Annotated in this window: 25 protein-coding genes and 1 pseudogene; 20 read left to right on the top strand and 6 right to left on the bottom strand. The window is 55.3% G+C overall.

The window, feature by feature from the left end:
- From FKM52_RS19570 to FKM52_RS19550, 5 genes and pseudogenes are all read right to left on the bottom strand, one after another.
- Positions 1-7,427: hemagglutinin repeat-containing protein (locus tag FKM52_RS19570; protein ID WP_141177827.1), on the bottom strand; the 7,427-nt coding region annotated here is incomplete at its 3' end.
- 90 nt (positions 7,428-7,517) lie between these two features.
- Positions 7,518-8,114: an Ail/Lom family outer membrane beta-barrel protein gene (locus tag FKM52_RS19565; RefSeq protein ID WP_281285002.1), complete on the bottom strand. Its 597-nt coding sequence runs from the start codon at positions 8,112-8,114 to the stop codon at positions 7,518-7,520.
- A 61-nt stretch (positions 8,115-8,175) separates the two neighbouring features.
- Positions 8,176-8,703: a toxin-activating lysine-acyltransferase gene (locus FKM52_RS19560; protein ID WP_141177825.1), complete on the bottom strand. Its 528-nt coding sequence runs from the start codon at positions 8,701-8,703 to the stop codon at positions 8,176-8,178.
- Positions 8,703-10,013: pseudogene (locus FKM52_RS19555) on the bottom strand (ShlB/FhaC/HecB family hemolysin secretion/activation protein); the annotation flags it as partial. The gene FKM52_RS19560 and the pseudogene FKM52_RS19555, both read right to left, overlap by 1 nt.
- Positions 10,014-10,313: 300 nt before the next feature.
- A complete protein-coding gene (locus tag FKM52_RS19550; protein WP_246085558.1) occupies positions 10,314-10,910 on the bottom strand; it encodes a helix-turn-helix domain containing protein in 597 nt (198 codons plus the stop codon).
- A 164-nt stretch (positions 10,911-11,074) separates the two neighbouring features.
- Between FKM52_RS19550 and FKM52_RS19545 the strand changes: the two genes are divergently transcribed.
- From FKM52_RS19545 to FKM52_RS19430, 20 genes are all read left to right on the top strand, one after another.
- The gene (locus FKM52_RS19545; protein WP_141177829.1) at positions 11,075-11,323 is read left to right on the top strand and encodes a helix-turn-helix domain-containing protein; all 249 of its coding nucleotides are present in this window, start codon (positions 11,075-11,077) and stop codon (positions 11,321-11,323) included.
- A 2-nt stretch (positions 11,324-11,325) separates the two neighbouring features.
- Complete coding sequence (locus FKM52_RS19540) at positions 11,326-13,398, top strand: Mu transposase C-terminal domain-containing protein (RefSeq protein WP_141177824.1); 2,073 nt, start codon at positions 11,326-11,328, stop codon at positions 13,396-13,398.
- A 10-nt stretch (positions 13,399-13,408) separates the two neighbouring features.
- Positions 13,409-14,326: an AAA family ATPase gene (locus FKM52_RS19535; RefSeq protein ID WP_141177823.1), complete on the top strand. Its 918-nt coding sequence runs from the start codon at positions 13,409-13,411 to the stop codon at positions 14,324-14,326.
- A gap of 14 nt (positions 14,327-14,340) precedes the next feature.
- On the top strand, positions 14,341-14,565 hold the full coding sequence (locus tag FKM52_RS19530; protein ID WP_139568269.1) for a hypothetical protein: 225 nt from the start codon (positions 14,341-14,343) through the stop codon (positions 14,563-14,565).
- Between the two features lie 197 nt (positions 14,566-14,762).
- Complete coding sequence (locus FKM52_RS19525; RefSeq protein WP_141177822.1) at positions 14,763-14,993, top strand: hypothetical protein; 231 nt, start codon at positions 14,763-14,765, stop codon at positions 14,991-14,993.
- Positions 14,983-15,630 (top strand): DUF3164 family protein, encoded by a 648-nt coding sequence (locus tag FKM52_RS19520; protein WP_141177821.1) that lies wholly within the window; start codon positions 14,983-14,985, stop codon positions 15,628-15,630. The genes FKM52_RS19525 and FKM52_RS19520 overlap by 11 nt, the downstream gene beginning before the upstream one ends.
- A 3-nt stretch (positions 15,631-15,633) precedes the next feature.
- Complete coding sequence (locus FKM52_RS19515; protein ID WP_141177820.1) at positions 15,634-15,855, top strand: ANR family transcriptional regulator; 222 nt, start codon at positions 15,634-15,636, stop codon at positions 15,853-15,855.
- A gap of 261 nt (positions 15,856-16,116) precedes the next feature.
- The gene (locus FKM52_RS19505) at positions 16,117-16,368 is read left to right on the top strand and encodes a hypothetical protein (protein ID WP_141177819.1); all 252 of its coding nucleotides are present in this window, start codon (positions 16,117-16,119) and stop codon (positions 16,366-16,368) included.
- Complete coding sequence (locus FKM52_RS19500; RefSeq protein ID WP_141177818.1) at positions 16,355-16,816, top strand: hypothetical protein; 462 nt, start codon at positions 16,355-16,357, stop codon at positions 16,814-16,816. Before FKM52_RS19505 ends, FKM52_RS19500 begins: the two co-directional genes overlap by 14 nt.
- 206 nt (positions 16,817-17,022) lie before the next feature.
- Positions 17,023-17,253, top strand: a complete 231-nt coding sequence (locus FKM52_RS19490; RefSeq protein ID WP_141177817.1) for a hypothetical protein — start codon at positions 17,023-17,025, stop codon at positions 17,251-17,253.
- Between the two features lie 297 nt (positions 17,254-17,550).
- Positions 17,551-17,916, top strand: coding sequence for a hypothetical protein (locus FKM52_RS19480; protein ID WP_141177815.1), 366 nt, complete (start codon positions 17,551-17,553; stop codon positions 17,914-17,916).
- A gap of 47 nt (positions 17,917-17,963) precedes the next feature.
- Complete coding sequence (locus FKM52_RS19475) at positions 17,964-18,284, top strand: hypothetical protein (protein WP_141177814.1); 321 nt, start codon at positions 17,964-17,966, stop codon at positions 18,282-18,284.
- A gap of 149 nt (positions 18,285-18,433) precedes the next feature.
- Complete coding sequence (locus FKM52_RS19470) at positions 18,434-18,829, top strand: gp16 family protein (protein WP_139568258.1); 396 nt, start codon at positions 18,434-18,436, stop codon at positions 18,827-18,829.
- A 1-nt stretch (position 18,830) separates the two neighbouring features.
- Entirely contained in the window at positions 18,831-19,280 is a 450-nt protein-coding gene (locus FKM52_RS19465) for a hypothetical protein (protein ID WP_139568257.1), read from the top strand.
- 84 nt (positions 19,281-19,364) lie between these two features.
- The gene (locus FKM52_RS19460; protein WP_141177813.1) at positions 19,365-19,763 is read left to right on the top strand and encodes a M15 family metallopeptidase; all 399 of its coding nucleotides are present in this window, start codon (positions 19,365-19,367) and stop codon (positions 19,761-19,763) included.
- A 20-nt stretch (positions 19,764-19,783) separates the two neighbouring features.
- Entirely contained in the window at positions 19,784-20,041 is a 258-nt protein-coding gene (locus FKM52_RS19455; protein ID WP_246085557.1) for a DUF2644 domain-containing protein, read from the top strand.
- Complete coding sequence (locus FKM52_RS19450) at positions 20,025-20,495, top strand: hypothetical protein (protein ID WP_139568255.1); 471 nt, start codon at positions 20,025-20,027, stop codon at positions 20,493-20,495. Before FKM52_RS19455 ends, FKM52_RS19450 begins: the two co-directional genes overlap by 17 nt.
- A 195-nt stretch (positions 20,496-20,690) precedes the next feature.
- The gene (locus FKM52_RS19440; protein ID WP_088208052.1) at positions 20,691-20,957 is read left to right on the top strand and encodes a hypothetical protein; all 267 of its coding nucleotides are present in this window, start codon (positions 20,691-20,693) and stop codon (positions 20,955-20,957) included.
- A complete protein-coding gene (locus FKM52_RS19435; protein ID WP_141177811.1) occupies positions 20,957-21,478 on the top strand; it encodes a DUF1804 family protein in 522 nt (173 codons plus the stop codon). The genes FKM52_RS19440 and FKM52_RS19435 overlap by 1 nt, the downstream gene beginning before the upstream one ends.
- Positions 21,471-21,908, top strand: a complete 438-nt coding sequence (locus tag FKM52_RS19430) for a hypothetical protein (protein ID WP_139568253.1) — start codon at positions 21,471-21,473, stop codon at positions 21,906-21,908. The genes FKM52_RS19435 and FKM52_RS19430 overlap by 8 nt, the downstream gene beginning before the upstream one ends.
- On the opposite strand, the gene FKM52_RS19425 is transcribed toward FKM52_RS19430, so the two are convergent.
- Positions 21,880-22,137: a hypothetical protein gene (locus tag FKM52_RS19425; RefSeq protein ID WP_139568252.1), complete on the bottom strand. Its 258-nt coding sequence runs from the start codon at positions 22,135-22,137 to the stop codon at positions 21,880-21,882. The genes FKM52_RS19430 and FKM52_RS19425 overlap by 29 nt on opposite strands.
- Positions 22,138-22,151 lie beyond the last annotated feature (14 nt).

The raw sequence follows: 22,151 nt of genomic DNA, 5'->3' as shown, positions 1-22,151 counted from the left end.
GCCGTATTTCCGCCCGCCAGCCCGCCAGCCAGCCCCGCCGCCAGCGTACCCAGCGCGCTTATCGTCTGCTTCTCCGCTTCCGTCAGCTCACCGACTGTCTTTCCCGGATACAGCTGCTTCATCACCAGCTGACCCATCACTTCGCCGCTCACCGCGCCCGCTGCGCCTGCCGCCGCATCGTTGCCCGCCGCCCACGACGTGACCGCTCCCACCACCGCGTGCGCCATCGCACGGCTCGCCTCGTCCGGCGCCAGCCTGTGTATCTGCTCCGCCAGATACGGCCCCGCCGCGCCGCTTAACGCCTGCGCCAGGTTGCCGCCCGCCAGCCCCTGCATCGCCGCCGTTACCGCCTGTATCGCCTGCTGCACCCTGCCGCCCGTGCCCTGCCCGTTTTCCCCGTTCGCCTGCTCCGGCGCCGCGATTTTCTCCTGCGTCCGCGCGATATCTGCCGCCTGGCTGCCGATTTCACCGATGAGCTGCGCTTCCTTCAGCCGCTGCTGCTCTTTCTCCCGGTCGAAGATTTGCTCCAGCACCTGATTCGCGTTCTCCGTGTCACGGCTCAGCCCCGCGGTATCCTGCCGCTGCTGCTCAGCGTCGCGGACGGTGAGGCTGCCCGCGCTGATGGCCGACTGCGTCACCGAACCGGCGCTGTCGCCGCCCTTCACCCCGCTCAGCAGGCTGTTCGCCATGTTCCCCACAAACTGTTCCCCGCGGCCTCCGCCGCCGCTGCTCAGCCCCGCACTCTGCTGCTCCACCTCATACTCCGCCCGGTTACGGATGGCGCTCCACCCCAGCGTGCCCGTGCTGAGGCTGTTTTTGTCCGCTTCCGCCGCTGACGCTATCACCGCCCCGTCCAGCTGCGTGTGACGGCCCGCGATAATCTCAAAGCCGCCCTTACCGGCCGCTATCCCCGTCTGCTCACGCACCGACGCATATTCTGAATTCATCTTCTCCCGGCTCATGCTGATGCTACCCGAGCCGCCGCCGCCCAGGACCGCCACGCTGCCGCCGGCGCTCACGCTCTGCTGTTTACTCTCGTAGCTTTCCCTGTCCTGTTCGCTGCGCAGCAGCAGGTCGCGGCCCGCGTTCACCTTCACCGCCCCGCCGCTGACCTGCGCTCCCGTCAGCTGCGTGTCCCGCCCGCTGGCCAGCGTCACGTTATTACCCGCCGTGAGCCCGCTTTCGCTGTGCGTGGTCCCGCTGCCGCTTTCATGTCCCCGCCCCTGGCTGACGCCCGCCGATACCTGAAGCCCCCAGCTGCCCGTGCCCACGCCGATCCCCACGCCCGCCGTACTGCCGTGGCTCTCGTTTCTGCCCGTCAGCGCCGAGGTGTTTTCCCCTGACTTCAGGATGAGGTCCCGGCTGGCGTCCAGCAGCGCGTTGTTGCCCGCCTGCAGCTGGCTTCCCTCAATGCTGATGTCCCCCTCCGTCGAACGGATGGTCAGATCGCGCCCCGCCATCACGCTGCTGCCCCGCGAGGCGCTGCTGCTCTGCCGCTGCTCTGACACTGACTTCTGGCTGCCGTAGGAGAGCGTCACCCCGACGGTATTGTTATTTTGCGAACCGGCGCCCTGCGCACCGTCCAGCGCCACCGCCTGTGCCGCACCCACCCCCGTCAGCGCGGCCCTGACGCCCTGCAGCGCCGCCACCCGGTCATTACCTTCACGCTTCGCTTCCCGGAGGGTGCTCACCGCGGTGTTGAGCGCGCTGCCTGCCGTACCCGACAGCGCCAGCGTCAGCCCGGAGGTTTTCTGCTCCACCGTATGCGTCTGCGTGCTGCTGTCCCGCGTGGTTTCAATAACCACGTTTTTCCCCGTCAGCAGCATATCCTGCCCGGCGATCAGCTCTGAACCCTGTACCCTCAGGTCGCCGCCCGCCCGGATGCTGAGGCTGCCCTGCACGCTGCCCACCGTGCTGCCCCGGTGCGTCGTCGCCGCCAGCGTGTCGGTAACCTTCACGTCCTGAGTGCCATAGCTGAACCCGATGCCGCCGGTGCCGGACAGGCCGGATTTTTTCTGCTGCGTCAGGTGCAGCTCCTGATTACTCTCTTCCGCCCCGGTTACCGTCACCGCCCGTCCGCCGCGCAGGGCAACGTCCTGCGTTCCCGCCACGTCACTGCCCCTGAGCAACAAATCGCGTCCGGCATCTATCGTCACGCTGTTGCCGCCGAGCTGGCTGGCCTGCGCGGTGTCGCGGCTCCACGCGTCGCGGGTGGTGACGGTGGTTTTTGAAAACAGGCTGCTGTTGCCCGTTTCTTTATGTCGTTCATCCAGCTCGCTGTGGTTTTCGCCGCTGACGATGCGGATATCGCGGCCTGCCGAAAGGGCAAGCGCATCGTTCGCGTTGAGGCTGACAGCGCGGGCGTTAATATCCTGGCCCGCCGCCAGCGACACGCTGCCGTTACCGGCGATATCAACGCCTGTCTCTGTGCGCTGCGCCTGATGCAGCGTATTGTCGCTGTTCCAGGCCACATCGTCCCGGCTGGCGGTAGTAACAGTGTTCAGATTCACATCCCGCCGGGCAGCTATTAGCGTCTGGCTGTCGTTTCCTTCGTTTACCACCTGCGCCGCCGTCAGGTTCACATCACGCCCGGCGTTAAGCAGCAGCGTACCACCTTCGTTAACCACCGACACGCTCGCTACCTTATCCAGCGTGGTCCGGCTGAACCGGCTGGATACATTTTCACTCTCTGCATGGCGGGTAGTGGTGGTGATAGTAATGTCCCGCCCGGCGTTAGCCACCAGCGAATCCAGCCCCTGTAGGCTACCGCCGATACTGATGAGATCGTTACGTGCCGTCAGGTTGACCTGCGTTCCCTGAATGCTGCCAGCGTTATTTAAAATATTCTCGGCGGTAATCACCGTGGCCTGGCGACCACCCAGCACGCCGCTGTTGGCAAGATCGCCGGTCAGATTCATAACCAGGTTACCGCCGGAGATCAACGCCCCGCTGGCGTTCAGATCGCCTGCTTTAACCGGGGCATAGACTTTCGGTACCAGCACCGTCTGCTGACGACCATCCGGTAGCGTCACGGTACTGCTCACCAGCCACACCAGCGGCTTCGTCAGCTTCGCCATCTGCTCCGCGCTCAGCGCCACGCCGGGCCGCAGGTTATACTGTTTTGAAAAAGCCACGCCGTTATCCATCAGCGCCTTGTACTCTTCTTCGTCGTTACTGAATCCTTCCAGATAGCGCCTGCCCGTCAAGGCAATAATCTGTTCTCGCACCAGCCGTTGCTCATAGTAGCCATCCCCCAGCCGCTTCATCGTTTGGTCAATACCGAGCTGCTCCTGCATATAATCGCTGGCAAGCCACTGCCGGTTGCTGGTAAAGCGCGCATCCGTTTCAATCAGATAGCTGCTGTTATTATCCGTTTTTACGTTAAACAGGCTATTGTCCGGCAGCCGGGTATCAGGCGTGACGGTGCGGATTATCGTTCCTTCATCGCCGTTTTCCGCCACTACGTCAAACTGCGTGCCGGGCCGTGGCAGCTCCGGCGATTTATCGCTGCCGTTAATCTGTGCATCCACACCTCCGGCGCCGCCAGCGCTGATATCGGCAGAGAGGTTGCCCTGCGCGTCGATCGTTTTATTGCTGCCGTTGAACTGGCTGTTATCATCCATCCGTCCGGGATTGAGCAAGATGGTCTGTATCGTGGCGGGCGGCGCGTAGTCAGAGGTATCAATCCCCGGCGAATCACCGCCCTTATGACGCTTACGGTAATAATGTTTCAGCGTTCCCTTATCGGTAACGATCCGCTGACCTTCCGCCTGACGGTTTTCCACGCTGGCAGCGTTAATAGCCAGCGTACCGCCTGCAACGATTTCACTGTTTTCGTTATAAACTTTGTTGCCGTTAATGGTCAGATTACCGCCCGCCAGCAGCTTTGCCGGATCGCTCTCTTTGACCTGCGTCTCCTGGATGGTTTCGGTATAGCGATACTCGTTGAATTTATCCCCGCTGCCGGAGTCATGGCAGGTCACGCCTTTGATGCAAATGATCCATGTCTCATCTTTATCAAGGGAGATGTTGTAATCAGCCGTGTCGTAGATGACGCCTTTCCACTGGTACAGCAGCTTATCAATAACCGATACCGTTACCAGCTCCGTGGCAAAGCGATCGTTGACGTTGTTCAGTCGGTCGACATTCAGCTGCATATCACCAGCAGATTCAATGGTGGCGCTGTGGTTGTTTATTTCGCCAACCTGTCCGGCAACGCTGCCGTCACCGGATAACCTTCCGCCTGTCGCCAGCGTGCCGTCACTGTAGATCAGCGCATGCGTATAGTTATTAATAGTGCGCGCGCCAATATTGACCTGAGCGCGTCCGGCCAGCACAGGCGCAACACCATCGGCGGCCATATTGTTGAAGGTGGTGACATTGACACCAACGCTGTCACCGTAGATGCGCCCGGTGCCGGTATTATTGAGCGTGTTAGCTTCGAGCCACGTCAGGCCACCGTCAATCAGTCCGGTGTTGGACAGCGTACCGGAGAGGGTAAGCCGGTTAGTTCCGGCATTGATTTCACCGTTCTGTAAATTAGAGAGATGGTTACCGCTCAGGGAGAGCGCCTTCCCCGCCAGAATCTGCCCGCGATTAACCACATCGCCCCTGACATCCAGCGTCAGATCCCGGTTAGCAATCAGACTGCCCTGATTGCTGAACGCCTGGCGGCTGGCGATTGCCATATTTCCTGATGACAACAGCCGCCCGTCGCCGGTCAGGCTGTCCGCATTTAACGTTAGCTGTGAACCGGCGCTGGCGATCCCTTCAGTATTAGTGAGCCGCAGCCCGCTGCCTTTCATCAGCAGCGCCTGGCTGGCGGATATCACGCCCCGCACGTTGTTAACCAGCCCGTTAGCGATGATGGTCAGGCTATTGTTTGCCAGCAGGCTGCCGTTCTGGTTATGCAAACTGTCGCTGGTAACGGTCAGCGTTTGCCCTTCAATGCCCTGATTTTCCCCCTGTGTGCTGCTGTTATCGATCTTCTGAGCTGTCACCGTCGCAACAGCGCCACTGCGGATCAGGCCTTCATGGTTGTTCAGCAGCCCGCTCAGGTTCAGCCACAGATCGCCTGCGCTCTGGATCTGCCCCTGCTGATTTTGCAGCGTCTGAACGGTCACGCTGGCGGCGCTCTCGGACACAATGCGCCCACCATTACGGTTATCCAGCGTGCGGGCAACAAGCGTGCCGTTGCCCTTTGCCCCGACTGTTCCCCCCTGATTATCCACTCCGGCGCTGTCTACCCTTAGCGCCGCCAGGCTATAAAGCGTGCCATCCCGGTTATCCAGCGCGTGGCCCTGCGTATCAAGCGCAATACCGCTCGCCTGAATCAGCCCCTGCTGATTGTTTAAATCCCCAACGGTTGAGAGGTTAAGCGCCTGCTGACTGACGATCTGCCCGCTCTGGTTGTTCAGCAACGTATTAAGCAGCGTCAGGCTCTTACCCGCCAGCAACAGGCCAGCACCATTATCCAGCGATGAAGTCACCAGCGTGAGTTCGCCACCGCTGCTGATACCACCGGTATCCATCGTGCCGGTGTTGATGATATTTTTAACGGTAAGTGACATATCGCCGCCGCTGGCCAGCGCCCCCTGGTGATTATTCAGGCTGGCCGCTTTTAACGCTAACCCTTGCACGGCGATAAGCTGACCTTCTTCGTTGTTAAAGGCCGCAGAATGTGAAGTAATATGCCCTGCGCTCTGTATCGTGCCCTCACCATTATCAAGTTGCCGGGCGGCGGAAAGGAACAAATCGCCTTTTCCGGCGTGGGTAATTTCCCCTGCGCGGTTATCAAGCGTGAGCGCGCTCAGCGTCATATTCTTGCCGTTACTGCGGATATGGCCGCCGTAGTTGTCCAGCTTGCCTGTCGGCGTCAGGCTGAGATCGTCTTCCCCAAGCTGAGCGAGCGTACCTGACCGGTTGCTTAGCTGTTGAGAAGAGAGCGTGAGTTTATTCGCCGTCAGCGAGCCGCCGTCGTTGTTCAGGGTAGTAGCCGTTCTGGCTACCAGCGTCTGCTCTGCATCAACGGTAGCATCGCGGGTAGAGAGCGCACCATTTTGCGCGTCAAGCGATATGGATGTCGCCGCCGTCTGGCTGGCGCTAATATCAATACTCTGTCCTTTTGCCTGAATAAGCCCGCCGGCCAGGTTCTGCCCGTGGGCGCTGAGCTGTCCTGACGCCGTCAGGGTGAGATCTCCCGGCTGCGTCAGCTTACCGGCGCTGTCCACGCCCGCCGCCAGCAGGCTGTTACGGGTGCTGCTGAGAGAACTGGCTTTTGCCACCAGTGAGCCGCCGCTTACCAGTGAACCGCTGTTGCTGAGAGCGCCGTCGCTGCTCAGCGTTAGCTGCTGCTGGCTGTGAATGCCGCCGCTGTTGCTGATATCGGCATGGCTGATAATCTGGGCGTTGCCCGTGCTGCTGATGTGTCCGTTGTTTTCAATCCGTCCGTCGGCGGTCAGCACCACGTTTCCCGCCGTAGCGCCAATCTCACCGGCGTTATGTACGCCGACGCCTTTTTCCGTTCCCGTCAGGCGGATTTTTCCGGCATACATCCCGCCAAGCGCCGAAACATCCAGCGCCACGCCTGGCTTTTTACTGCCGTCATCCGCAAGCGCCGTAATCAACTGATGCGCTGCATCCACCTGATTACGCCCGGTGGTAATCTTCAGATCGCGAGCGCGAATGCCCGCATTAACCTTCACGCTGCGGGCAATAATATCGGTATAGTCCTGAGCGGAACTGTCGAGCCCCTTTCCGGTAAGAGTAATGTTACCGTCGTTCACCCGATAGCCGGTAAGATTGCCATCGCTGAGCTGCGGCGTACCGGTCGTTAGCGTCGCCCGGTTGGCATTAATAAAACCACAGCCATCACATTGGATGCCTGAAGGATTAGCAATGACCACCTGGGCCTTTTGCCCCGCGACTTCAATATAGCCATTAAGCTGGCTCGGGTTACGGGAGTTAACCTCATTGAGGATGATCTTCGCTTCCCCTTTCGCCAGGTTCGGGTTCGCCGCCACCATCCCGGCAAGGTTTGTCTGCACGTTGCGGTGGCTGTTGTTGAGAATCACTCCACGCCGATCGACATCAAACTGGCTGTAGGTATTGCGCGATACTCCGGCAGCGCTCGGTGTCTGGATATTGATCTGAGTAATACCGCTGGCGCTGTTGATGATTTGCGGCTGCTGTTTGCCCGGCGCGCTTTTGTCTGCCACAACGCCAGCCAGCGCTGGCGCACACCCGGCAAACGCCAAAAGCAGGCCAAAGGCCAGCGTTGCGAGCCGTGCGGTCAGTGTCACTTCTGCTTTTCTGTCAGACCCGGATGCAGGAGAAACGCCCGCGCGATGAGAACGGGTAATTTCCGCAACCACCATCAGCATTCCACGGGCTTTGTTAAAAATAATCCGATAAAAAAGTTTATTCATTGTCGTTTACTCACTGATATCCCTGTGACGTAATACAGGCAAAAGCTCATCCTGAAATAACGCATAGCCTGAGGCGCGCAACGCTAAAAATCAGAAGCGCCAGCCAATGCCAACGTTGAAGCCATTGAGAGATTTTTTGCTGCCATAAAAGTCGACGCTTGCGCCTTCATAGCCGAGGTTAATTGACAGGTTATTTATCGGATTGATTGCCACGCCCGCCGCATAGGCGAAGCTGGCGGTGTGCCCGGAAGCATGGATATTTAAATGACCGTCAGGCTCGTCTGCCCCTACGCTGTTACGCCATTGATAGCTGCCGTTTATTTTGCTGTAGGCAACACCAAGCAGGCCGTAGAGACTGAGATAGTCATTGAGGCGGTAAGCCGGTCCCGCCAGTAACGAGTAATATTTAGCATCAGCGCTGATTTTATAGGCATCTCCCCATGCATCATGGTACGCCACGCTTTTATCGCCTTTCATATAGCTGAAAGAGCCGATAATACTCAGCGGAGAATCCCATTCGTAGCGGTACTGCAGGTTAATCCCCTGGTATTGCACGTTAATGCCGTTAAGTCCCGCGATATCATTGAGCCTGGCGTAAGCATATCCCATGCTGACCGTCTGTTGCTGAGCCATCACGACGGGACTCAACACAACGCTTCCTGTAATAACCAGAGCGGTAACTATCATCTTAATTTTCATTATTTTTCCCTTTTTTAGTTAAGAGCCGCGGTACGCGGCCCGGCAATAATTAACATTCCTGGACGACCGCACTTAAAGGATGCGCTGTCTGCCAGGCGCGTATTTGTGGCAGTGAAACCCGCCGTCCACGGAAATGCTTCACCCGTTTTCCCCGCTCTGCCCCCCGATGCCAGAGCGAACGAAAGCAGCTGTCCGGAAAGAGTTCGCTCAGCACCAGGCTAACCATCTGCCGGGTATGTCCAAAGGGGGCGATCCAGTCGGTCACCCACATCCGATCGCCGCAGCGCCAACTATTCTCCGGAACCAGCAGCGGCAGTCGGGTGAGGTAACGTTGCTCGGCGTCTTCATCAAGCCAGGCCCAGCTCATAAAGAACACCGGCCTCCCCTCCTGAAACGCCAGCACATACTGTTGTTTTTTGATCACGGGTAGCAGCAGCGCAGGTAACGCTTCCAGCGGGGCTTCTTTATGCCACGCAGAATGCATCCACAGCCAGACGCTGGCCCCCAGTACTTCCGCTTCGTTCACGCTACCGCCCAGCACCAACGGGCACTGTACGGTAAATCCGTTCCACTCCATCAGTAACTCCAGCTGAGACTGAATCCAATCGTGGTTGGGTCGGTTTTAAAGCCATCCGGTTTTGATAATGGAATCCCGGCAAACAGGTCGTAACTGGCCCGCAGATAGCGGCCCCGCCAACCCATAACGCCACCGGCCAGATGTTTCCCCACCAGCGTTTCAATTCCAGAGCCGCCCACCTCGCCATAGTCCGTCCCCAGGTAAATTTCCTGCGCCGGGAGCGGTGTTACCCATGCGATATCATTGCGCACGTACCAGCCGTGGCTGGCGGTAAGCGTTCTTTCTCCATCAAAACCGCGTACCGTCCAGCGGTTACCAACGGACATCATGTCCGGCGAGGTCAGCGGGGTGTTGCTCATCTGGCGCTGGTAAAGAGTGCTGAAGCGGAAGTGTTGCCCGGCAATGGAAAAAGGCAGATTAAGCTGCGTATTAAACTGAAGGATTTTGCTGAGCGCCGTGCCATAACGGTAATACTCTTCTGGCGCGGGCTGCGCGCCAAACCAGCGTGTTCCCCGCTGATAGCTGATGCCTGCATCGAGGAAGGCGTTACCCATATAGTGTCGATGCTGTAACCCCAGCTTCCAGGATGCAGTCTGGCGGCGCTGAACACCAATTTCAGTATCGTTAATGAAGTTACGCTGTTCGCGAGCCATCACATCGGCGGTTAGCGTGGTTTTCTGGCTGCCGCTGCGATGCAATATTCGGCTGAGCTGGAAGTTGATGTTTTTGCTTTTACCGCTGTAGCGATAATCACCGTTACTGCCAGCCGCCGTCTGTACATAATTGTATTCGCTGGCCGTAACGCCTGCCAGCCAGTAGCCAAACGGCACCGAATAATGCGCGGTCAGGCCTTTCGACGATTTTCCGCCGCCGTTGCCATCAAGATTGTGAGAGCCGGAGAGATAAAATAAATCGCTCAGCGAAAGAGGATTATCCAGCGACAACGTCAGGTTGCCCTGATATTCGCCGGTTGATTCCGAACCGGAGTTATCCAGAGAGGCATCTACGCGCCACATGCGGGACTGCTGGCGCTTAATGACAATATCGCTTTCACCGGGCTTATCGCCGGGAACAATATCCATGCTGGCGTTAACCGTAGGCAGACGCTGAAGATTTTCCAGCCCCTGCTCAATATCCCGAAGATCCAGAATATTGCCCCGATGAGCAGGAAAAGAGGCGTACAAGGTGGCCCAGGTATTACTGTCCGGCGTCAGGCGAACGTCCCGAATATAACCAGCCATCACGATTAGGCGCAGAGTACCCGACTTTAAATCCTGCGCGGGTGCCAATACGCGCGTAGTGACATAGCCATGTCCCTATGGGGGGGTAATCATTTTGATACTGACCGTGCATACCTCAAGCAAGCCGACAGCCTTTGACTGGCGCGGCATTGGTCGAAATATGGGGTTTGATACTCGTCGCGAAAAAATGATTCGAAACTGATTTTTTCGAACGGTATTTGATACTCGAATGATTGTTACTTGTGTGAGTTTGAACTGCGTTTAAATCGTTTTGAATTTTGTTTAACAAAGTGGCTAAGCTGTTGACCTGGCTCAATGTCTGCATAAGCTTAAGCAACTACATCTAACCAAAGTGCGGTCTACGATTACTTAGCCTACTTTCTTATTGGATGCTAGGCTCTGGGGGAGCGCTTCGCCAGGATTATCGGCACCACACTCTCTAGCCTCAGCGTCATCATGAGCCATGTCCTCTGGCGTTCTATGCTGAATGCCTAATATCTTCTCTTTCACCACACGATCCATCCTCAGCAACTTAATATTATCTTCGTCAAGCAGATAAAGGGCTGTTTCAATGCCTTTTCGGGCCAGAACCTCAAAGAGAGCCTGCTTTTCATCTGACGATAGCGTCCCAAACAGAGCTAGCAGCTTTAAATCAATATCGTTCACAAATGAGTTCTCACGTTCAAGTGGGGTGTTCTTTGTGTTCTTTTTGGGGGCGTCCCCTTCACCGCTAACCAACCAGCGAACGCTAACCCCCTCACGCTCCGCAATCTGTCTTAGTAGCATTTCTCTAGGCACAGGTGCCTGCTCTCTTCGCTTGTAATAATTTTGCAACGTATTGATGTTTATCCCCCATGCAGCCGCCGCTTCTGCTCTGGAGCCATAACGCTCAACCAGCTTGAAAATTCTCTCGATGATAGGTTCTTTTGCATCATTCACAAAAGAACGTTCAAGTTCTTTACTCATGAAACGTTCCTTTCTTTCTATCTTGTTGAATATATTTGAGAAAATAAAATGAACACAAAAACATAAAAAGAACGTTTGACAGGTTCTTTTTATGTTCTTATGCTTTATCCGTAGAGATAACCACGCGGTTATCCGCACGAGTAACTTTTTAGGATAGATGAATGATGAATCGAAAAGAAGAGCGGGTTGTCGATTGGCACCCTGAAATCATCAAAGCGGAGATCCACCGACGCGGATTGTCGTTCCGTACTCTGTCTCTCCAAGCGGGTTACAGCAAAGATTCACTCAAAAGCGTTTTGCGCACGCCATGCAAGCCTTATCAGCAGATCGTCGCAGATGCACTGGGGGTATCACCGGAAGAGATCTGGCCCAGCCGTTACCAGACTGAAAGTTATATTCAGAGGGCTTCGTAACCATGTTTGTTGTTGCTAAAGACTTAGTGGGCATCCCCGGACTTCCCGCAACAACCAAAGGGGTACGGGAAGCACTGTTTCGGTTATCCAGTGGCCATCCTGATTTTGTGCGAAAGCGTGAAGGCACCAAAGCCTTCGAGTATCACGTTGACTGCCTGCCGGACACCGCGCGTGAAGCTATTCAGGCCCGCATGGCGCGTCAGCTGCTGGCGCAGTCTGCTTCCCTTCCGGTCAAAGCGACCGCCAGAGGCGATCTGGTCACAGGAGCCGGTGGCGAGAAAGTGCAGCGCGAGCTGTCGCTGTACCGCAAGTGTCCGGCCCTGCAGGAGAAGAAGCTGCGCGAGCTGACAGACAGCCAGAAAGCAGTCGGTGATGCGCGGATGGTGCTGGTTCAGGAGGTGTTACGCCTTATGGACAGCAGCGAAAACGGCGGTCTCGGCATGAAGCGCAAACAGGCGGTCGAGTTTATTGCCGACGCTTCCGTCGCCGGGACGCTGCCGGATTATGTGCAAAGGGCCGCAGATATCGCCAACGCCCGCAAGGGTGCCACCCGCGCCGGGGTCAGTGTGCCAACGCTTCAGCGCTGGCTGTCAGCCTGGATGGCTGCGGATACGGTGGGTGAACGCATGGTGCTACTGGCACCGGGTAAGGTCAGCAAAAAAGAGGTGTTCCAGTATTCATGGATGCCGGACTTCATGCGCTTCTGGCGCGATACCAACAAACCCACCGTCATGATGGCATACGAGAAATTTGCGAAGTGGTGGGTTGAACAGTACGGAGACAACGAGATCATGTTATCCATGCTACCTAAGGTCGATACAGTGCGCTATGCGCTGGACAAGCTGCCTGTAGCCGAGCGCGAGCGCGGACGTGCAACTGGCTCCGACTACAAGAAGTATCTGCCGTTCGTGCGCCGCGACTGGTCTGTTATCCCGGTTAACGGCGTATGGGTCGGCGATGGCCACGGCATGAAGATGGAAGTGATTAACCCCGAAACGGGCAAGCCGTTCCGGCCTGAGATTACGCTGGTGATTGACGCCCGTACCCGCGTGGTGGTGGGCTGGAGCCTGGCCATGTCCGAAAGTCAGGTTGCCGTAGGCGACGCCATCCGTAACGCAGTATCACGTTATGGCGTACCGCTGATGTATTACTCCGATAACGGTGGCGGTGAGAAAAACGCCGTATTCGATGCCGATATTACGGGTATTTTCTCCCGTCTCGGTATTGAGCATCCCACCGGTATTCCGGGTAATCCACAGGGGCGCGGGATTATCGAACGTCTTAACCAGGAAATACCTAAGCGTGCCGCGATGGCCTTTGGCTCCTGGGTGGGTAAATCTGGTGACCGGGAGGCGCAACGTAAGTACCGCAAGGCGGTGGATTCAGCGGTCAATGCGCTGGAAAAAGGTAAGCCCCTGAATGAAGTGCAGGCCTCAGCCATGCGCAAGGTGCCGACGATGGAGCAGCTGGTCGCTGAGATTGAGCGCCAGATAGAGCGGCATAATAATCGTCCACACAGCAGCCTGCCGGAGCGTAACAACGGGCAACACTGGTCGCCGCTGGCCTATCGTAATCACGTTATTAAGCAGGAGCAGGAAGAAATTCAGTACCTGACCAGCTCTGAACTGCATGAAATGTTCAGACCTGAGAAAGTATGCACAGCGCGACGCGGCGAAATAAAGTTGTTTAAAAATATCTATTTCAGCACGGAACTGGCCAGCGTCGAAGGCGAAGAGGTTCGCGTCTGCTTTGATATTCATGACCCCCACAGCGTTATCGTGCGGCGTATGGACGGCACCTGGATATGTGACGCCATCTGGAACGGCAACAAGGTCGATGCCTTCCCGAAAGCCCGTATCGAGCAACTTAAAGAGAAACGCGTTAAACGTAGCGTCAGTAATCTGGAAGATAAAGTGCGTCGTAAGCAGGAAGAGCTGCGGCCAGCGCTGGAGCAACGGGCTGAGATTGACGTTACGATGTTTGCCCCGCAACGGAATAACAGCGAGCCTGAAAAGGTTTATTTATTCGAATCGGAATTTGAAAGCGATTTAAAGAAAGCCAGTAATCATCAATAAGGTTATTTAAATGAACATCAAAGATAAATTAATCCACTTGCTGGAGGGGACTGGCTACACCCAAAAAAAGGTAGCCACTAAAACGGGGCTGAGTACTGCGGTTATTTCTCAGTATCTGAAAGGCGTCTATAACGGCAATATCAGTAACGTCGAGTCGGCTATCGCTGACTTTATCAGCCGCGAGGAAGAACGCGCCCGCCGCCGTGAAGTTAAAGAGTCCTTTGTTCAGACCCAACTGGCCGGGCTGGCGCTGGGTTTAATCAGCAACACCCATATGGACAGCGATATCGGCGTTATTTATGGCCCTGCAGGCATGGGTAAAACAATGGCGCTGAAGCGCTATGTGGAGATGAATAAGGGCGCGATCCTGATTGAGGCTGACCCCGGCTACACCGCCAAAGTGCTGCTACAGGAGCTGTGCGCCCGCCTCGGCGTGAAGAAGAACGGCAATATCCATGAGTTAAGCGAGGAGTGCATACAGGCGCTGACGGGCACCGGCTGGGTTGTCCTGGTGGATGAAGCCGAACTGCTTCCCTACCGTGCGCTGGAAGTACTACGCCGCATCCACGACCGTTCTGGCGTCGCCATCGTGCTGGCGGGCATGCCACGCCTGCTGATTAACCTCAAGGGGTCTCGCGGTGAGTTTGCTCAGCTCTACAGCCGCGTGGGCATGGCGTTAGATCTTGAGGCCCACAAGGGCAAGTCCGAGGTCGAAGACTTCAACACCATCCTCGCTAGTCTGCTGCCGGATGATGGTGATGATGTTATTACCGCTCCGGGGGTTGCTGAGGCTTTCCTTAAATATTCAAAGGGCAATTATCGCCGCATGTTCAAGCTGGCGCGGGGTGTTGTTCGTGCCAGCGCTATCGGTAATCAGGGTATCAGCGTCAAGTTAATTGAAACTTACGCGCAACTGTTAATTCACTAATGGAGTAACGGGTCATGGATAAACAAGTTCTTAACTGCCACCGCTCACGCGCCAGAATGGAGATTCAGACTCACGGCGGACGTGTCACTGGCTGGCATCCTAAATTACCCATTGTCTACGCTATTGCACCGCTTAGCGGCCCTCTGTGGCCGGTAGTGGAAGTGGCCGAAAAATTGGGCGGCGTGATTAAAACCATCCGGACATCAAATATCGACGGTTGTACCGTTATCTGGAGGTAATTATGCCGGTCACCCTGGTAATTAAACTAACGCATACGGAGGACGGCATTAACGTTGAGTCAGAAATTAACACGAAGGCAGATTATCACTGCATTCATGAAATGGCGCATGCGACTGCGACAGTTGAATATGCCCGACGCGCAGCTGAGGAAATAAACGAATTACTTAACAGGCGTAATACACACTGGAGACATTAAATGCCGATAGAGATGAAAATTATCATAGAAGAGGATGCTACTGGTGTTGGCACCCGCATTATGGCCGAAGGTCCGTGTACCGAGGCTGAGGCCCGGCAAGCACAATACATTCATAAAACGGTAATTGCTGCTCTGGAAAGTCGTAAAGGCTTTAAGCGCAATGATAGCGATGTTTGTGAAGTAAAAAAAATTAGTAAAACGAACTCAGAAGGAAATAAAAATGTCCACTAACAATGTTATTTCAGCGCAATACACAACCGCCCAGGCTCCGGCTGGTTACTGGGTTGATGCAAAGGGCGTATTAACACCGGAACACCTTATCAAACCGATTGATAAGGCCCGTGACCAGCTGGTCGGAGAGATTGTTGAGCGGGCTATCGCGCTGAATTCCGCGCTGGCTGAGTTTAAACTGGCAGGATTCGGTGACATTGCGGCGTTCGTTGACCTTTCAGCCAATGAGTATGGCGTGAACGTCGGAGGCAAGAAAGGCAATGTCACCCTGCATACCTTTGATGGGCGATTCAAGATTCAGCGGGCAATGCAGGATCGTATCGCTTTTGATGAACGCCTGCAGGCGGCAAAAGCCCTGATTGATCAGTGTCTGACGGACTGGACTGAGGGGGCCAGCCCCGAAATCCGCGCCATTATTAACCGCGCTTTCCAGACAGAAAAAGAAGGTGAAGTGAATACCGGTGCGGTACTCGCCCTGCGTCGTCTTGATATTACTGACGAACGCTGGATTAAGGCGATGGACGCCATCGGGGAGGCTGTACAGGTTGTGGGAAGTCGTTCTTATATTCGTGTATATGAGCGCGTGGGCGATTCAGACCAGTATCGCCCGATTGCACTAGATATTGCCGGGGTCTGAAAAATGAATATGAAAACAGAGAACTCAGCGCGTAATAATTATGGACTGTACGCTGTGGGCGCGGGCCGCGCAGAGCGTAACGGAGAGTGGGGTAAGGCTGCTGAACTGTGGCAGTCAGCCATGAGCCATGCCCGCACCAGCCATTGTCGCCAGTGGGCTGAGGCTCGTATCGCTTATTGTTCAAATGCTGCTGCGCGCGGCTGGGGCGGGATAAATGAAAGCTAAGGCGTTTAATCAGGCGCACGCGGTAGGAAGTCATTTTATATACCAGCCATGCAGAGCGCTCAGGGGCGGTTATCCGGTCAGAACCAGAGATAAAGCGCGGGATTTTAAATGTGGTTGTATTGTTGAAATAGATCGCGCTCCTTATTTTGTTAAAACAGAAACACTGACGCCTGCGGGCTGAATTTAAACCGAAATTAATCATCGTTTAATTTTGGCGTAAACCGTCAGGGGACTGCTTACGCCTGAAACAAGGTAATTCATATGAAGATAGTTAATTCCGAATTCGCTGAATTTATTCAGGATTTAACGTCCTGGCATGAGCAAAAAGTCGCCGACCTGCAGCTCGTCCTGGCTAAACCTGATGCATCCATATCTTTAGGTAACGGGCTGCCAGATATTGAGGCCGGTAGCGAAAAAGCAAAGGGTGTTCGTATCGGTATTATTTTGGCATTGAGTGTATTAGGTGAACTGCCATTTTCATTTGATGAGGATGATGACGATGGCGATTACTAAACCGCAATGGACTGGTATCGAAAATACGCTTAAATCTGGTGCTCCTGTGCGCTTCCTGTATCAGGGGCATGAAATTGAAGTGATGAAAATCACCGTTCGCGAAACCAAAATGGCCTACATCGTAGCGGAGGGCGGCCATGCTCTGGTGGGTTTTCTGAAAAAGGATGATAAGGCTTATAACCCTCTTTCTGAGATGTTTCTTCGCAAGAAACTGATTAACCCTCACGCGCGAATCGCGCGGTCTATTGCTAAGGAGCGCGGCGGTAAGGCTTACCTTAAGCGCAAAGAGAACCGATATATGACGGAGAAAACGCTGGAGGTAACAGATACGTTCTTCCCTACGGCGCGGACGGTGGTAACACACTTTCGCAAAATAAAAGGGCTTGAGCTGGCTCCCGGTGGGTTCGTCAGCGCTGATGTAGTTAAGGGGGGCGATAGTGCTGCTTAGAGTCACCGAAGCAATTTACCCTCAGCCCGGCGAACGGCACGAGTATCGTCTTAATGATGGAAGTTCTGTCGTCGAGTGCCCGGCTCTGCCAGCCGTTTCGCGTTTGAGGTTCTACGACAACCGTAATCACAGGATTCTGAATAAAACAGTCCAGGCATCAATGAAGGCTGCTGTTAATCAGCACAAGAAAAGATGGGGTGGAAGTCATGGCCAGCGCTAATCCGTATGCTGAACACGTTAAAACCGCCCGCAGCCACCTGCGTCGTCTGGCGACGATCGAACGCCATTTGCTCGAAATGGCAGAGTGCTGGGGTGAGCTGGATACCTGGGTGATGTCACTGCTGGAAAGACAGTCGGAACAAATTGGTGAATTATCGAAAGAGCTGGACGGTTCAGTGGATGACTGGAAGCGCGGCACTGAATGGGAGGAAAGTTAATTATGGGTAAGGCTACTTATCTCGATGAACTAAATAAAGCGTGGCAGAAGGAATACCGTTTCCGCCGGAAACGTTGTCACTCCCCGTATAAAAATAGCGATAAAAACCGCTGGATTGAAGTCTGTAATGCGCATAATCGACGCGTTATGCGTAAAGCTCGCCGTTCGGTTGGTAAGTCCAATAAGCTTGGTTGCCGGAGAACGGTGCGAGGTATGTGCGCATTTCTCAATGAGATCCAGATGTGGTCGACAATATGCCGCCATAACCGCAAGGTGTCATCCGCTAAGGAGAACTGTCATGGGTAAAATGACGTTCGTGGTCGATTATCCTGATGGTCAGGAGCCACCAGTAAGCGCTGGTAGCGATATCTACGGTGGAACGTTGGTATCCGCGTCGTTTCATGATGCTATTGAGTCTGGGGATTATATCGCCTCGTTCTTGAGTTATCTTCAGGGCGGATTGTTTTGGCTTGAGGCATGGCTTGAGGTTGCAGAGGATAATGGCTGGAAATTCCAGGAGATTACCCGAAGTTACGCTAAAATCGTCGTCCCTGAGGATCAGGTCTGTAGCGTAGAGAAACTGGTCAAAGTCAGTGTCCCTGTTTTATTCCAGATGGATGTTGTAGCGTCGAAAGCACCTAGAATAGTGGAAAATTTCCGTTAATAGCATAATGGCCTTCTTCGGAAGGCCTTTTTTTGAGGGGTTTTTATATGTCTGATGGATTAAAAACGTTTAGAAATTGTGCGATTGGGGCCGTTCTTTTCTCGACCGTGACATCTATGATTCGTGGGGCTTTTGTCGAAAATCAGTTAGAGAGAATTGCCAACGGTATAGAGCTTATAGCCGGAGTTGTCGTGGTGTGTGGGATTGTCTGGCTATACTCGCTGAAGTATCAATACCCTGAATCTTTCAGGAATACGGATGAAGCTCCTCGTTCGCAGCTAACGCCCCCGAAACGTGAGCCGGAGCAGAAAACCCTTTCTGCCGTTGAAAAAGCAGAAAATGCAGAGCTATGGAGCGGTAAAAAGTGATTCTATTTAATTGACGCTATACTGTTTTTGTGATCCAATTAATCCGTTAAAACTGTTCACCATAATATGAAACTGGCTCAAGCCCCGCCCTGTGCGGGGCTTTTTCGTTCTGGCACTTCCTGTTTTTTACCTCCATTTGAGGCGCACCAATGAAAGCAAATCTGATCCGCATTATTCATACAGGCAAATCATCCCTCGGCTGGGACGATGACACCTATCGCGATGTACTGGCCCGCCAGACCGGCAAAAGTTCGGCGCGTGACTGTACCACTGCCGAACTGGAAAAAGTGGTGCTGTATATGCGCACTCAGGGCTTTGCGCCGTCTTCCCGTGGTCGCCGTCCCCGCGTGGCGACGGGTCGTAAAGCTATGCTGGGTAAGATTGAGGCCATGCTGGCGGAGGCTGGCCGTCCGTGGGGTTATCTGGATGGTATTGTGGAGCGCATGCTGGGCGAGGCGAAGCCGGTAGAGTGGCTGAATGACGATCAGGTGCGTAAGCTGATGCAAATGCTGATTGTTGACGCGAAGCGTCACGGGAGGCTGTGATATGCGCGAGTTTGACCTTGAATCCCTCGAAGAGCTGCTGCCGGATACCGCCCGTCAGATAGCCGATGTGATAGGCTTCCCGGCCACGCAGCGGCTGATTGAGCGTTTTGGCGGTGCATGCTTCCCGGTTGGTCGTGGTCTGCGCGACACTGGTGAGCGCCGTCTGGCCATGCTGCGGGGCGTTATTGGCGACGAGAACACCCGCCAGCTGGTTAAGCGTTTCGGTGGTGACAGTTCGCTGGTGATACCCCGCTGCGCTGACGCGTTGCGCGAGTGGCGCAACCGCTGTTTTCTCGCCGAGGTTGACAGCATGCTGGCCGATGGCGAATCATTGCGTATGGCGCTCACGGTACTCGGCCCGAAATACGGTATCGGTAACACCCGTGCATGGGCCATTGTGGCCAGCCGCCGTCAGGCAACCTCTCCCCCGGCACAGGGGGCACTGTTCTGATGGCATGCCGCTTCACCCCCGTATCATGCCCTGAGTTACGTCACCCATCACAATAACCCTCACAAACTTTGTGAGGGTTTTTTTATGTCTTCTTTCCGCTTCAGTCAGCGCAGCGAGTCCCGCCTGCAGGGTGTTCACCCTGACCTGGTGAAAGTGACCCGCCGTGCGCTGGCACTGTCTCCCGTTGATTTTGGTATCACCGAAGGCCTCCGCACTCAGGAACGCCAGAAACAGATGGTCGCTCAGGGCAGCAGCCAGACCATGAACAGCCGCCACCTTACCGGGCATGCGGTCGACGTGGTGGCGTATGTCGGCAGCGACATCTCGTGGGAGATGCCGCTCTATCAGCAAATTGCGCAGGCGTTTAAGCAGGCTTCAGCTGAGCTTTCCATTCCCGTTGAGTGGGGTGGCGACTGGAAAACGCTGAAGGATGGCCCGCACTTCCAGCTTCCCTTTGCGCAGTATCCGGCTACAGCCGCGTGATGTTCCGGGGGATCGTACTGATGGCACTCCTCAACCGCCTGGGCGAACTAGTTACCAACCCGCAGGGGCGTTTGTCCACCACCGACGCCGCCACGATGGTGGCGCTGGTTGTCAGTTCGCTGGCGCTGCTTATCTGCGTGGTGATGGACAGACAGCCTGATGCCGCACTGGGCCTGTATCTCGGTGCCTGGGTAACACATGCAGGCGTGCAGGTTCACCAGAAGCTGAAGGTGCCAGTTGCCCGGCCTGCGGGAGGTAAGGATGAACAGCGCAGTTAAATGGCTTTTAACCCGTCTTTTACCCGGAGTCGTGCTTTGCGCGGCGCTGGCCGGAGCCGGATGGTGGCTGCACAGCACCGGCTATGACTCCGGCCACAAGGATGCAAAAGCAGACGGCGATACGGCGCTGGCCAGTGAGAAACAGGCCCGTGCGGATGAACGTCAGCAACTGGCACAGGCCGGGCAGCAGGCGCTGCTGCAGGCAAGGGATAATGAGCGCCAGCAGCGTGAACGGGCTGACCAGCTCGCCCTGCAGCTGGCTAATAAAGAATTTGAGCTGACGCAGACGAACCGCCTGCTGCAGCTAGGTATCAATAAGGCGGTCAGCGATGACAATCAGACTTCTGGCTGTGGTTATAACGGGCTTGGGCCTCACGGCCTGCAGCTCTACACCAAAGCCCTTGGATACGCCGCTGGTGGTAACACCCGCGCCGATGATAGTTCAGGACAGTAAACCACCGCGAGCGATGGTCACGGTGGCCCCGATGCCACCCGCACCGTCAGTGTATGCCGGTGGCTCACAGGGGCTACCCCCGGATGCCCTGTTGCAACATGCTACCGACTACGGCGTCTGGTGTCAGACGAACGCCGCGAAACTTCACGCCCTTGAGGCATTTTTCTGGCCCGTGCCGGATAAGGACAATTAGAAATGGATGCAGCCCATCTTGCCGAGTTCTGGCAGACCGCTCTTCTGGGGTTATTCTCCTTTGGGTTCACGTTCTGGATCAAGAACCTGCACGCGACGATTGAGCGTCTGCGGGAAGATAACCGACAGATGTACACCGTGTTTCAGCTCAAATCAGATGCCCTGCGCGATCAGGAAAAAATCATGAGCATGCTTGGTGAGATTAAGCAGTCGATGGAGCGCACCGGCGAGCGTATTGACCGTCTCATTGATGGTCAGGGGGCGCGTTAATGGCACACCCGAAAGCTATACGGGATGCCGTCAGGCGCGATTACATCGCCCAGGGGATCGCCCCCGAAGTGCTGGGGCCGATGCACGGGGTCAGTGTGGCGTCGGTTATTCGCTGGCGTCGGGAGTCGCGGGAGAACGGCGACGACTGGGACAAGCAGCGTGCGGCCCGTCGCCTGTCGTCCGGTGTGCCGGAAGATATCACCCGTGACTTGCTGCTGGAGTTTCTGGAGCACCATAAGCACGCGATGGAACAGCTGCGTAAGGCCCGTGAAGGTGCAGACGGTCAGGTCGCAATGCCAGCCGATGATTACGCCAGCCTGCTGGCAAAGCTGCAGGACGGCTTTAACAAAATGATAGCGGCCAGTAAGCGCATTCTGCCGGAGACCGACCGCCTGATTGTGGCGGCAGGCGTGGTGGAAGATTTAGCCGCCTTCCTCAGCGATAAACACCCAGCGCTGATGGCGGGCTTTCTGGGCGTATTACCTGAGTTTCAGCAGATAGTGGAGAAAAAATATGGCTAACCCAATGATTGAGCTTGATGAGCGCCTTTCGGTTCGCGTCGGAGATATCACCCGCCTCATGCTCTCAGGGGCAAATGTTATCGTCACTCTCAATGGTTGTAGTGATTATTTCGTCTGTACGACGGATGAAGCCGCTGCCCGTAAGGTGAAGTCCGGGATTATTGAAGCACTTAACCGCTGCCAGCCCCGAGAAATAGAATCAACCACCGTGGCCGATATGAAATGCGCCGCCAGAGCCTGCACAGAAAAAGTGCCGCTGGCCTATGGTCAGGCTCAGGTTAACCGGATTGTCGATTTGCTCCGGCAGGAGTTTGGCGACGGCCTGAAGCACACGGGGTTTATGGATGACCTGTGGGTGGCACTGCAGGTGGTATACGGCCCCGGTGGAGCCGTAGATTTCATTACCGATCGTCTGAATTACCGACGATAGCCGTTTCCAGTGTTTGATAAATATGCTGAAAGTCAGTCCGTATGTCGTGCAACTTTTGCTTCTCGACGGCGATTTCCAGCACATCGCTCGACATCTGGTTTGTTTCGGCTCTGCTTAGTTTTGCCGCTGAGTGATTATGCCCGGACTGGTATTCCGTCATATAAATCTCGGTCGCCAGACGGGCAATTTCAATCTTCTGTTCGATGGTGAGTTTTTCTGTATCAGACATAAAGCCTCTCTGTT

It is taken from the genome of Mixta tenebrionis (assembly GCF_006517625.1).
Classification (GTDB): domain Bacteria; phylum Pseudomonadota; class Gammaproteobacteria; order Enterobacterales; family Enterobacteriaceae; genus Mixta; species Mixta tenebrionis.
This window is presented reverse-complemented; position numbering and strand designations above follow the sequence as displayed.